This is a genomic window from Paraburkholderia sp. CNPSo 3076, from assembly GCF_026343935.1.
GTDB classification, from domain to species: Bacteria; Pseudomonadota; Gammaproteobacteria; order Burkholderiales; family Burkholderiaceae; genus Paraburkholderia; species Paraburkholderia nodosa.
Genome location: NZ_JAPMAL010000018.1, coordinates 1 through 12203, shown reverse-complemented (window position 1 = coordinate 12203; position 12203 = coordinate 1). Strand labels below are relative to the sequence as shown.

Sequence of the window (12203 nt, the reverse complement as noted above, 5' to 3'; positions counted from 1 at the left end):
AAAGATGCAACGAAGAGCAACCCTGTTGGCCCTGGCAGCGGCCGTCCTGATGCCGCGCCTCGCGTTTGCGGAGCGCACCCCGTCGCCGCCCGGCGCGGAGGTCTACATCATCTGGCCGCCGGACGGCGCGACGATTCCCACCGGCAAGTTCTGGGTGCGCATGGGGCTGCGCAACATGGGCGTCTGCCCCAAGGGGATCAACAAGGCGAACACGGGCCATCATCACTTGCTCATCGACACGGACCTCCCACCGCTCGACCAGCCGATCCCGTCGGATCGCAATCATTTGCATTTCGGCGCTGGCGAAACGGAAGCCCGGATCGAGCTTCCGCCGGGCAAGCACACGCTGCAGTTGCTGATGGGCGACTACAACCACGTGCCGCACGATCCGCCGGTGTACTCGAAGAAGATCACGGTCATCGTCAAGTAGCGAAGGACATCCGGCTTTAGCCGCAGCGCAAAAGAAGCGGGAGTGCATGCCATGAACAGGTTCCTCGTTTTTGCTGCCAGCCTCGTGCTGCTCGCGGGCGGTGCGGCGCATGCAGGCACGACGCCGGCCGACCCGAACGCGCATGTTTATATCGGCTGGCCCAACGACGGCCAGGTCATGCCGGCCGGGCGGCCATTTCGCGTCTGGTTCGGGCTGCGCAACATGGGCGTGGCGCCTGCGGAAGTCGAGTTTCCCAACACGGGCCACCACCATCTGCTCGTCGATACGGACTTGCCGCCGATGGATCAGCCCATTCCATCCGATCGCAACCACCTGCACTTCGGCGCCGGCCAGACCGAAACCATGCTTCAGTTGCCGCCGGGCAAACATACGCTGCAGCTGCTGATGGGCGACGCGCACCACGTGCCGCACAACCCGCCGGTGTACTCGAAGAAAATCACCATCTACGTTAAGTGATCCATACGATCCGGTCGCGCACGCCACGGCGATAGACGAACGTTTGCGACGCTTTCACTTCCCCCCGAAAAGCCCTGTTCGAAGCACGCCAACATAAGCCGGTCGACGAGTTGGCGCGCACCCATCACAACGCACGGATCGCGTGCGCCACACGCCGCGCGCAAGACTCCGGGAATTCCAGAACAGTCCTTATGCAACGGGCGTTGCGCCGGCGTGCGCTCGCGCGCTCGTGCACCTGGCACGCCTCATGCCTTGTTGGACCCGAGCCAGCAACCTTGCAGCTCACAACCCAAACACCGTTCCATCCATTTCTGGAGAACTGCCATGAGCAAGCTGATGATTGCCGACCTGAGCGTCGCACAAGAACTCGACCGCCGTGAAATGAGCGCCGTGCGCGGCGGCCTGGGCCTGTGGCCCGTCTGCTACCCGACGATGCCGAGCGTGAAGGTCGACTCCACCAACTTCACCGCATCGCAGTTGATCGGCCAGACGAACACCATCCTGTCCAACACGGGCAACGACGTGGCGTTCGTGAACAACCTCCACGCGTCGACCAACCCCGTGCAAACGGCTCACAACACGATCAACTTCTGATCGTGCTGCCAGCCGTGGAGGCTTACCCGCCGCCACGGCGCCGCCCTCCACCGCATCCGCTGCACACCGCTTCTTCGTCGCGTCCTTCACCGTGCTTTATGGCATTCCGCTCAAGGAGTCGATCGTGAACACACTGCTCTCGCCGTCCGCCGCATACGCAGGTCGCGGCGCGTCGCGCTGGCTGACCCGCGTCGTCGGAACGGCTGGGTTGTGTGCGGTGGCGCTGTGTGGCTGCACGGATCTGAGTACGCCTGCGTATCAGCGCCCGGACATGCCTGCGAAGGACGCCTGGGCGCATACGAGCCGCACGTTTTCCGCGGCCGATACGGTCAATCCGCAGTGGTGGAAAGAGTTCGACGATCCCTACCTGAATACACTCATAGAAAAGGCGATTGCGGGCAATGTCGATATCCGGGTGCTGGCGGCGCGCATTGGCGTGGCCGGCGCGCAGATCGGGGAAGTGCAGGCCGGTGCACTTCCCACGGTCGACGCGGGCGCGGGTATCGATTATGAGAAGAGCACGGGGCTAGCGCTCTCGAAGACCTATAACGTCGCCACTCAGGTCAACTGGGACATCGATATCTGGGGCAAAGTCGAAAAAAGCGTGCAGGCCCAAAAGGCCGAGTATCACGCTAGCGAAGCGGATTGGCGTGCAGGCTATTTGACGCTCGTTGCGAATGTGGCGAGCACTTATTTCCAGATCCTCCAGTTCGACGATCAGATCCGCGACGAGGAAGACACGCTGAAGCGGAACAAGCAGATTCTCACCATTTACCAGCAGATGTACGCAAACGGTGTCGCGCCCAAAACCGAGGTGCTGCGCCAGGGCGCAGAAGTCAATGGCGTGACGAACGAACTGCTGGAACTGCACCGTGAGCGCGATACCGCCGAAAACGCGCTTGCCACGCTGGTCGGTGTGCCCGCGGGCGAGTTCAGGATGCCGCTGGGCCAGTTGCGCGAGCGCGTGAAGCTGCCGGACGTGCCCATGGGCCTGCCCGCGCAGTTGCTGGGGCGCCGCCCCGACGTGGTGGCCGCGCAGTACCGCATTCTCGAATCGTATGATGAAGTCGGTTCCGCGCGGCTCGCGCAATTGCCGACCATCAGTCTCACGGGCCGCGCCGGCACAGCCGCGTTCTCGCTCTCCGATCTGTTCAAGGTATTCACGCTGAGCTTCATGCCGAGCATCGACTTCCCGATGTTCGACCCCAGCGTGCATGCCCACATCAAGACGACCGAGGCCCAGGGCAAGGTTGCCGAAGAGCAGTATCGCCAGGTGGTGTTCACGGCGTTCGAAGAAGTCGAGAACGCGCTCGTGAACCTCGACGCGCATAAAAGGCAGCGCATCGAATTGCTGCAGCAGAACGAGCGGCTGCGCACCGTCGCGGCGCAGGTCGAGGCGCAGTTGAAGGAAGGGCTCGTGTCGCAGCTCGAAGTATTGGAGTCCGAACGTTCGCTCGCTAATGCGGAACAGTCGCTTCTCGCCAACCATGAGCTGATTCTGAGCGACACTGTCACCCTCTATAAGGCGATCGGCGGCGGCTGGCCCGACGTCGATGTCGCCAACGTGGCCTCGAGTTCCGCCGTGCCGGCAGCGCCCGTCAAGTGAGCGCGCCCGTTGCGGCGGGCCGCGTCAGTTGTTTGACTCCAGCCAACAGTCGCCTACACTTTTCTCACACCCAGATCGCCATGTGCAAGGCGCACGGCTTCACACGGAGAGTTAGTGCGCACGCGGCGCTTGCGCCACGCGCGGCCTGGCTGACAACTGCTGATCGCTGGCGGAATCATGGTGCCTGACGCCGCTTCCATTGCCGAGAGCCAGACATCGCTCGACCGGACGTTCGATATCGTGCTGCGGCCGATATCGCATGCGGAGCTGGGCGAAATCCGCATCGACAAGGATCTTTTTGCAGTCGGGCGGACACAGCCGCCTTTTGCCGCGGCGCGGCCCGAGGTCGTGGTCGATGTCTCGCGCCGTCACGCGCGCATCTTCCGCGAGGGCGCGGCGGCCTACGTAGCCGACCTGGGGAGCAAGAACGGCACGGCGGTCAACGGTATCGAAGTCACCCAGAAGCCCCACGTGCTCAACGACGGCGACGAACTCAGCTTTGCCGGCGCGCTCGCGTTTCGCGTGAGCTTCGCGCCGCGCACGGTACGCGCGCCCGTGCGGGCGACCGTGGTGACGCTCACGCCGGAGCGCGCCGATCTCGGGTTGCAGCAGATCGTCGTCACGAGTTTTCCGTTCCTGGTCAGCAAGGCCGACGAGACGTTCTCGCAGTATCACGACGCGTATCCGCATCAGGTGAACTACTTGTCGCGGCGTCATGCGCACATCTACGCCGAAGACGACGCGATGTATGTCGAAGACCTCGGCAGCACCAACGGCACGTTCCTCGACGGCCTGCGGCTCGACGATCACGCGGTCAAGCTCGAAGACGGCCAGCGGATCGCCTTTGGCGGCGAGCACTTCGTCTACCGGGTCGGCCTCGAGAGCACGAGTGGAAGCGATGCCACCGTGACGGCGACGCGCGAGCGCCGCGCGTCGGTGCTCGCAGAAGACGCCGACCGCACGACCTTCATTGGCAGCGCGCACTCGTTTCTCGACATTTTCTGCACGCCCCCCGCGCCCGCGCAGGACGACGAAATCAACCCCGATGCGCCTCACCCCGCGCCGGAACCGGGGCACGACGCGCGACGCCGGCGCGGCAGGCTCGAGGTCTTCCTGAGCGAACTGAGCGAAGCGCTGGGCGGCAGCGGGAAGATCAATATGGGCGCGTTCGCGCGCTGGGGCGGCGGCGGGATTGCCGTGATCCTCGCGCTCGTCGCGCTCACGTATTTCCAGGGCGCGCCGCAGCGCGACATGCAGGCGTTGCTCACGAGCGGACAGTTCGAAAGCGCGGCGCGCATGGCCGATCAATATCTCACGCGCCACCCGAACGACAGCACGTGGCGCGCGATGGGGACGGAAGCGCTCATCAAGGCGGACGTGCCCGACTGGGTCGCCGCGATCAACGCGCGCGCGTTCGACCGTGCGCGCGCGATCGTGGAAGACATGCGTACACTCGCGCGCCACAACCCGGACGCCGCGCCGCTCGTGGAAAACATCGGCTGGATCGGCGCGCTGCAATCGTTCGTGCAGGGACGGGGCGGCCCGCAGGCGCCGATCCGCATCTATCGCGACGAAGCGCCGATCCATGCGCTGACGAGCCGCTGGAACGACGACCCCGGCGAGCATCAGCGTGCATTCGACCGGATCTCGGCCTATGTGCCGGCGTTTGCCGTCGTGTATGCGGACTCGCTCAGCCACTTGCGCAAGCTGCAGAGCGACGACTCCGTGTATGTGGCCGCGCTCGACCGCATCCATCAGGCAATCGACAGCGCGCTCGCGAGCGACCGCTTCGACGCGCTCACCGCGATGCTGAGCGACTACGCGCAGCGCTATCCGCGCCTCGCCGGGCTCGATGCCGTGCGCGCCGACGTCGACCAGTATCAGCAGATCGACAGCGAGGCGCACGCGGGCCACGTGCAGGCCGTGCACGACCGTCTGGCCGCCGCTCACTTCGCCACGCCGCCGTTCGCGGCCCATGCGGGAGCGCTCGAAACGCTTGCGCAAGCGGGAGGGCATGGTGAATCCGCGCCAGCTCATTGAGCGCCTGGGCAAGGCGCTCGGCATGCCGGGGGGGCTTGCGGCGCCCGAACCGCCGCGCCCGCTTGGCGAGGCGCTGGGCGACCACAGCGAGGAAGGCGTGGCGATCCTCACCGCGCGCCCGTGGCGCCTCATTGAAGCCACGATCATCACGATGGTTGCGCTCGTGGTATGCGCCTTCCTGTGGTCGTTCGTCGGGCGTGCCGATGTCATCGTGAGCGCGCAGGGGGCGCTCGCCCCGGAGTCGGAAGTGCGCCGCATCTACGCGCCGGTGGATGGGGAACTCGTGGACATCTACATCGCCGAAGGTCAGCCCGTGGAGAAGGACGACGTCATTGGCCGTATCAACGCGCGCGGCGCGATCCAGGCGGCGACCAACGCGCTCGACGCGCGCCTGAAACTCGACGACGCCGAACGCGACTGGAAGGAATTCCCCGAGAAGAAGGCGCTCATGGAGCGCAAGGCCGAGGCGCTCAAGGCGCAGATGGACGTTGAAACGCATCTACATGAAACGCGCGTGGCGGAAGGCACGAGCAAGCTCCAGCAGGCCGAGAACGCCCAGCTCGACGAAGCGCGCGGCAATATCGACAACGCGCGCCACGTGCGCGATCTCGCGAAGGAAGACCAGGACAAGTACGAGCGCCTGTTTGCGCTGCCGGGCGGCGGCGGAGTATCGCAAAGCCAGGTCGAGGAAAAGCGCAGCGCGTTCCTGCAGGCCGATAATAACTACCGGATCGCGCAGGCGCGGCTCAGCGAATTACAGGCGCAAACGAGCCACGAGTTCGCCCAGGCGAAGGCGCAGCTCGAAGGCAGCGCCGGGCAGCTCACGTCGCTACGCATCGAATACGACGCGACGGAGCGCGAAATCGCCAATACCGAGGACAAGCTGCGCCTGCAGGTGCAAACCGCGCGCCTTGCCGCCGACGCCGCGGCGCGCATCCGCTTCGAGAACATCGACAAGGACAACTTCCTGCTCGTGCTCGCGCCGGTCTCGGGCGTGATTACGGACGTGACGACGACGCAGCCCGGCGACAAGATCCAGGCGAACACGCCGCTCGGGGGCATTGCGCCGGCCAACGCGCGCCCGGTCGTGAAGGTGGCGATTGCGGAGCAGGACCGCGCGTTCCTGCACGAGGGCTTGGCCGTCAAGCTGAAATTCAACGCGTTTCCGTATCAGCGCTATGGCGTGGTGGACGGCATGCTCGAATATATTTCGCCGACCACGAAGCCGCAGGCGCAGACGAAGGAGCCAGTTTACGAGGGTCGCGTGCGTCTCGCGCGCGACCATTTTTCGATTGGGGGCGCGACGTATCCGCTGCGCTACGGCATGACGGCAACCGCCGAAATCGTGGTGCGCGAGCGGCGCCTGATCGATTTCGCGCTGGACCCGTTCCGGCAGATCGCTGGCTGACGACACCAATCAGTTCGAAATTCGGGAATCGGAAATCAGGGGAACGCAATGACGACAATCGTACGGATCGACGATGAAGCGATCGGCACGGAAGATTTCATCCGCGCGCTGAAACTCACGGGGCAGTTCGAGAGCCTGGTCGAACAGCAGGTGCGCGACCGGCTGACGGTCATCGCCGCGAAGAAAATGGGCGTGAAGGTGGAGCCCGACGAAATCCAGCAACGCGCCGACCAGTTTCGCCGCGTGCGGGGGTTGCACCGCGCGGCGGACATGAATCGCTACCTGGACGTGTTCGGCATCAGCCTCGATGAATTCGAGCGCTTCATTACCGACACGCTCTATCAGGAGAAGACCTTCAACCTGATCTGCAACGACGAGGCGGTCGAAAGCTATTTCAAGCTCAATTCGCCGAAATTCGACAGCATCGAAGTGAGTCACATCGTGGTGGACTCGGAAGGCAAGGCGCGCGAGGTCATGTCGATTCTGGAGGACGAGCCGCAGGCGTTCAGCGAAATGGCGCGCGAGCATTCGATCGCGGACACGAGCGAGCGCGGCGGCGTGATCGGCAAGGTGCTGCGCGGGTCGTTGAAAACGGACATCGAGGCGAAGGTGTTCAATGCGCAGGTCGGCGACCTGCTCGGCCCGTTCCCCGCTCCGGACGGTTCGTTCTTCGAAATTTTCTGCGTGACGGCAAAGCATCCGGCGTTGCTCGAGGCGGACGTTGCTTCCGAGGTGCGGCGGCTGTTGCGCGAAGAATGGCTCGCGGAGCGCGCGCAAGAACATATCATCGACGCGCACTGAGCGCGCAGAGCCACGCTGATGGACACCCAGGCGCCCCTACCTGCCAGCGCACCGTCGCTGGTGGATTTTCTCGCATCGGTCGAACCGCTCTCGCTCTTTTCGCGCGAAGAACTCGACCGTCTCGCCGCGCAGGTCGAAACGCACAGCTACGCATTCGGCGACACGCTCTGCAAGCGTGGCGAACCCGCAGCCGGACTCTATGTGATCCGCTCGGGCTCCGTGCGGCTCATCGCCGAAGAGCGCGGCAAGGAAATGAGTCTCGGCGTGCGCAAGGAACGCGAAGTGTTCGGCGAAATCGCCATGCTGCGCGACTACTGGCACGAAGTGTCGGTGCGCGCTTCCGCGAAGACCGAGGTGCTTTGCATCCCCCGCGCGGCGCTCGAACCGCTGCTCGCCGCGAATCCCGCCGCGCAGTCGTTCGTGACGAGCTATGTGGCGATCAGCTCCGCGGGCGGGTTCGTCACGCGGCTCTTCGACTTGCGCGGCAAGCTTTCGCGAGCCGAACTGGAAGAGTATGTGTCGAGCGTGGGCGTCAAGCGCGTGAGCGCGGGCAAGGAGATCATCCATCAAGGCGCCGGCGGCGACATGCGCCTGTATGTCGTGCGCCAGGGCGAAGTCACTATTGCGCGCGAGGAAGACGGCAGCGTCTATCAGATTGCGAAGCTCGGCGCGGGGGAAATTTTCGGCGAACGCGCGTGCCTGCTTCGCCAGGATCAGCCCGCGAGCGTCACGGCGCTCACTGATGTCCGGTTGCTGGTGATTCCCGAGAAGACCGTGCATTTCATGCTGGAGCGCAACCCGAAGCTGCGCGAGGTGCTGGAAGAGCGCGTGCGCTTCAACGAGCGCGAATTGCAGCGGCAGAAGAAGCTCGCCGAGCGCCGCAGCCGGCCCGTTGCCGTGGACAGCGGCGCGGACGCGACCTTCAGCGAACGCGTGATCAAGCGCTTCGTGCTGGTCGAACAGGCCGAAGAGATGGATTGCGGCGCGGCGTGCCTCGCCATGATCTGCCGCCATTACGGCATTCCCATGACGCTCGGCAAGCTGCGCGACCTCGCGAACGTGACGACGCAGGGCGCGACGCTGGACAGTCTCGCGCGCACCGGCGAAGCGCTCGGCTTCACCACGCGCGGCGTGCAGTGCACGTACGAAGCGCTGCAAGGGTTCGAGTTGCCCTTCATCGCGCACTGGGAGGGCTACCACTACATCGTCGTATATGGCGTGTCGAAGCAGTGGGTGAGGGTGGCCGACCCGGCGCTCGGTTTTCGCAAGCTGAGCGTCGAAGCGTTCGAGCGCGGCTGGAACGGCACGTGCCTCCTGTTCACGGCGGGCGAGACCACGGGCGCGCAGGCGGCGACGCGCTCGCCGTGGGTGCGCTTCATCGGATATCTGCTGCCCTACCGGAAAATACTTGCCCACCTGTTTCTCGCGACCTTCGTGATCCAGATGCTGGGCGTGGTGCCGCCGCTCATCATCCAGAACATTCTCGACAGCGTGATCGTCCACCAGAACGTGAGCCTGCTGCATCTCCTGATCGTGGGGCTCATCATTTCGCACGTGTTTACGCAGCTCATGACGACGATACGCGCGCATCTGTCGAATTTCATGGTGCGCAGTCTCGACTTCGCGATGATGTCGCAGTTCTTCAAGCACACCATGTCGTTGCCGTTCTCGTTTTTCGCGCGGCGTAAAACAGGCGATATCTTCGCGCGCTTTCAGGAGAACCAGACTATCCGCGCGTTTCTGACTGAATCGACGGTGACGACGGCGCTCAACCTGCTGATGATCTTCATCTACTTCACGATCATGTTCCTCTACAACGTGAAGCTGACGCTGCTGCTGATTGCGTTCGTGATTCCCATCATGGCGCTGACCGCCATTGCCACGCCGCGCATCAAGCGCTACGCGCGTGAAGTCTTCGCCGTGTCCACCGACGCGCGCTCCATGCTGATGGAGACGCTTGGCGGCGTCGAAACCGTGAAGGGCATGGGGATAGAAAGAGCGGTACGCCTGAAGTGGGAGCGCAAGTACGCGAAGTCGCTCGAAGTGCAGTATCGCGCGCAGGCGTTCCATATTCTGGTCGGTCTCGGCAGCCAGTTGCTCAATGCCGCGACCACGATCGTGATTCTCTGGGCGGGCGCCACGCTCGTGCTCGATCAGGAATTGAGCATCGGACAGCTCATTGCGTTCAATGCGTTCATGGGCAGCGTGCTCGCGCCGCTCATGGGTCTCGTCGGGCTCTGGAGCCTCATGAACGATGCGGCGGTCGCGATGGAGCGGCTAGGCGACGTGCTCGATATCGAGCCCGAGCAGAAGCCCGCCGACCTGGGTTCGCGCGTGCTGCTTCCCGACCTGCAGGGCGACATTGAATTCGACGGCGTGTATTTCCGCTACGGCGGCAACGAAACGCCTTATGTGCTGGAGAACATCAGCTTTTCGGTCGGGCGCGGCCAGATGGTGGCGATCGTCGGGCGCAGCGGCTCCGGCAAGACGACGCTCGCGAAGCTGCTGGTGGGCTTCTACGCGCCGACCGAAGGCAAGATCAACGTGGATGGCTACGACATGAGCGCGATCGACCACGCGTACTTTCGCGCCCAGGTAGGCTACGTGATGCAGACGAACCTCGTGTTCTCCGGCACGATTGCGGAGAACATCGCGTGCGGCGATGCAACGCCTGACTGGCGGCGCATGGAGGAAGTGGCGCGCATGGCGGATGCGCACGCGTTCATCAGCAAGTTGCCGCTCGGCTACGAGCAGGTGGTGGGCGAGCGCGGCGTGGGCCTCTCGGGCGGGCAGATCCAGCGCCTTTGCATTGCGCGCGCGCTCTATCACGACCCGCGTCTGCTCGTGTTCGACGAAGCCACCTCGTCGCTCGACACGCAGTCGGAAAGCAACATCCTTTCGAACATGCATGACATTCTCCAGGGCCGCACGGCGCTCATCATCGCGCACCGGTTGAGCACGATCATGCGGGCGGACAAGATCCTCGTGCTCTACGAAGGGGCGATCGTGGAGCAGGGGCGGCACGAAGAACTCGTCGAGCGCAGGGGCATGTATTACCAGCTCGTGCAAAAGCAGCTGGGGGCATCATGAAGCTCTTCGACCCGCACGGATTTGGCAGTTCCGTTGTGTCATATGCGGGCTTGCTCGAGAAGATCGAGATCCTGCGCTCGACGCTGCGCTGGGCGCCGCGGCTCGAACGCACCGACATCGAAAAACTCTTGAACCAGTCGAACGCGCTGCGCGACGAAGTCATGCAACTCTCGCGCAAGGAGCGCTTCGTCGAAGCGGCGGCGGAGGCGCCTGAAGCGCTCGATGCGCTGGCCAGGCCGGACGCCCTCACGCCCTCCGCGCACCGGCGGCGCGAGGCGTTGATCGAGCGCAGCTTCATCTTCGAAGGCATATTCGGCGACAACCCGAAGCTGCTCGCCGCGCTGGAGATCGCGGAAAAGGCGGCGCCCACGGACCTACCCGTGTTGATCGACGGCGAAAGCGGAACGGGCAAGGAGTTGATGGCGAAGGTGATCCACGCCAACGGCGCGCGCGCCGACCGCCCATACATCTCGGTGAACTGCGGCGCGATACCCGAGAACCTGCTCGAATCGGAGTTGTTCGGCCATCGCAGAGGGGCGTTCACGGGGGCGTCGAGCGATCGCAAAGGGAAGTTCGAAAGCGCGCATACGGGGACGATCTTTCTGGACGAGATCGGCGAGTTGCCGCTGCAGGGGCAGGTGAAGCTGCTGCGCGTGCTCGAAGCGCACGAGATCCAGCGGGTGGGCTCCGATGAACCCATTGGGGTCGACACGCGCATCGTTGCGGCGACCAACCGCAACTTGCGCGAACTCGCCGCACAGGGGCAGTTTCGCGAGGACCTGTTTTATCGGCTGAGCGTGATTCATGTGACGTTGCCGGCGCTGCGCGAACGCAACGACGAGATTCCGCTGCTCATTGCTTATTTCGGCGATGAGGCTGCTGGGCAGCTCAAGCGACGGCCAGTGAAGCTTACGCCCAAGCTGCGCGACTTTCTGCTTACGTACGCTTATCCGGGGAATATTCGCGAGCTGCGCAATCTCGTGTATCGGCTTTCGTGCCTTGCAGGCGACACGGCCGATATCGAGCATCTGCCCGATGATATCCGGCCTAAGCCTGCTGCGCTGGCTTTGCGGGTGATGGAGGCTGAAGCGGCGGGTGCGCCGCTGTCACTGAGCGATGCGAAGCGTGCTGCTAGTGATGAGGCTGAGAGGGCGTTTCTTGAGCGTGGGTTGCAGGAGACTGGGGGCACGGTGGCGGAGCTTGCGAGGCGCTGTGATATGAATCGGTCACATTTGCAGATGCTGCTTAAGAAGCATGGGATTCATTCTAAGGATTTTCGGCATGCCGATAAGGTGAATCATGAGAAGGGGTCTTGAGCTGGGTGCCGAGCGGTGCTTTTTTGTCGTGGCTCTTGGCGCTTTTGGCCGTTCATGCCCGGGAGCCCTCTAACCTGGCTGATGCGGTGGGCAGTTTTTTCACCGTGCGATCTCCAGCCGGAAAGAGGCTCCTGAACAGTTCGCCCAGCATCATTGCGCCTCCGGCACAATGCCTTGCGGCAGGGGCGTTGCAGCGTGGTTCGCGGCCGCGATGGCTGCGGGTGGCAGCGGCGGAGGACCGCTGACAGTCGCCTTCGGCCCAGCCTTTGCGCTACCGGTCAGAAAGATGCGCGCGGGCAATGCAAAGTGCCGCAGCTGCAGGACGTCAAGCGGTCCGGCGCCGGCCTCGCTGCGCAGCTGGGCCCTGAGCGCAATGCCCTGGCTTGCATCCGGCGTCCACGTGAGCAGCCAGCGCGCGTTATCCTGCCGGGAGACCTTCGC

Annotated in this window: 10 protein-coding genes; 9 read left to right on the top strand and 1 reads right to left on the bottom strand. The window is 64.0% G+C overall.

Annotated elements, in window-relative coordinates; all coding sequences use genetic code 11:
• Positions 1–4 precede the first annotated feature (4 nt).
• The 9 genes from M3A49_RS21265 to M3A49_RS21225 all read left to right on the top strand — a co-directional run bounded on the left by M3A49_RS21265 (position 5) and on the right by M3A49_RS21225 (position 11762).
• Positions 5–430, top strand: a complete 426-nt coding sequence (locus M3A49_RS21265; RefSeq protein WP_266230709.1) for a DUF4399 domain-containing protein — start codon at positions 5–7, stop codon at positions 428–430.
• Between the two features lie 51 nt (positions 431–481).
• A complete protein-coding gene (locus M3A49_RS21260; RefSeq protein WP_133187104.1) occupies positions 482–907 on the top strand; it encodes a DUF4399 domain-containing protein in 426 nt (141 codons plus the stop codon).
• 324 nt (positions 908–1231) lie between these two features.
• Positions 1232–1501 (top strand): hypothetical protein, encoded by a 270-nt coding sequence (locus M3A49_RS21255; protein WP_266230708.1) that lies wholly within the window; start codon positions 1232–1234, stop codon positions 1499–1501.
• Positions 1502–1682: 181 nt separating this feature from the next.
• On the top strand, positions 1683–3107 hold the full coding sequence (locus M3A49_RS21250; protein WP_416338995.1) for an efflux transporter outer membrane subunit: 1425 nt from the start codon (positions 1683–1685) through the stop codon (positions 3105–3107).
• A gap of 177 nt (positions 3108–3284) precedes the next feature.
• Entirely contained in the window at positions 3285–5147 is a 1863-nt protein-coding gene (locus M3A49_RS21245; protein WP_254357289.1) for an FHA domain-containing protein, read from the top strand.
• Between the two features lie 22 nt (positions 5148–5169).
• Complete coding sequence (locus tag M3A49_RS21240) at positions 5170–6555, top strand: HlyD family efflux transporter periplasmic adaptor subunit (RefSeq protein WP_266230849.1); 1386 nt, start codon at positions 5170–5172, stop codon at positions 6553–6555.
• Positions 6556–6603: 48 nt separating this feature from the next.
• The gene (locus tag M3A49_RS21235) at positions 6604–7356 is read left to right on the top strand and encodes a peptidylprolyl isomerase (RefSeq protein ID WP_254357290.1); all 753 of its coding nucleotides are present in this window, start codon (positions 6604–6606) and stop codon (positions 7354–7356) included.
• Positions 7357–7374: 18 nt separating this feature from the next.
• A complete protein-coding gene (locus M3A49_RS21230; protein ID WP_254357291.1) occupies positions 7375–10446 on the top strand; it encodes a peptidase domain-containing ABC transporter in 3072 nt (1023 codons plus the stop codon).
• Positions 10443–11762: a sigma-54 interaction domain-containing protein gene (locus M3A49_RS21225; protein WP_266230707.1), complete on the top strand. Its 1320-nt coding sequence runs from the start codon at positions 10443–10445 to the stop codon at positions 11760–11762. The genes M3A49_RS21230 and M3A49_RS21225 overlap by 4 nt, the downstream gene beginning before the upstream one ends.
• A gap of 150 nt (positions 11763–11912) precedes the next feature.
• Here M3A49_RS21225 and M3A49_RS21220 read toward each other — a convergent pair.
• A partial coding sequence (locus M3A49_RS21220) for a hypothetical protein (protein WP_266228293.1) occupies positions 11913–12203 on the bottom strand: 291 nt, incomplete at its 5' end.

Excerpts from the sequence above, each read along its gene's own strand:
- M3A49_RS21235 (WP_254357290.1), top strand. The coding sequence starts at position 6,604 with ATGACGACAATCGTACGGATCGACGATGAAGCGATCGGCACGGAAGAT.
- M3A49_RS21245 (WP_254357289.1), top strand. The coding sequence starts at position 3,285 with ATGGTGCCTGACGCCGCTTCCATTGCCGAGAGCCAGACATCGCTCGAC.
- M3A49_RS21260 (WP_133187104.1), top strand. The coding sequence starts at position 482 with ATGAACAGGTTCCTCGTTTTTGCTGCCAGCCTCGTGCTGCTCGCGGGC.
- M3A49_RS21240 (WP_266230849.1), top strand. The coding sequence starts at position 5,170 with ATGCCGGGGGGGCTTGCGGCGCCCGAACCGCCGCGCCCGCTTGGCGAG.
- M3A49_RS21225 (WP_266230707.1), top strand. The coding sequence starts at position 10,443 with ATGAAGCTCTTCGACCCGCACGGATTTGGCAGTTCCGTTGTGTCATAT.
- M3A49_RS21265 (WP_266230709.1), top strand. The coding sequence starts at position 5 with ATGCAACGAAGAGCAACCCTGTTGGCCCTGGCAGCGGCCGTCCTGATG.
- M3A49_RS21230 (WP_254357291.1), top strand. The coding sequence starts at position 7,375 with ATGGACACCCAGGCGCCCCTACCTGCCAGCGCACCGTCGCTGGTGGAT.
- M3A49_RS21255 (WP_266230708.1), top strand. The coding sequence starts at position 1,232 with ATGAGCAAGCTGATGATTGCCGACCTGAGCGTCGCACAAGAACTCGAC.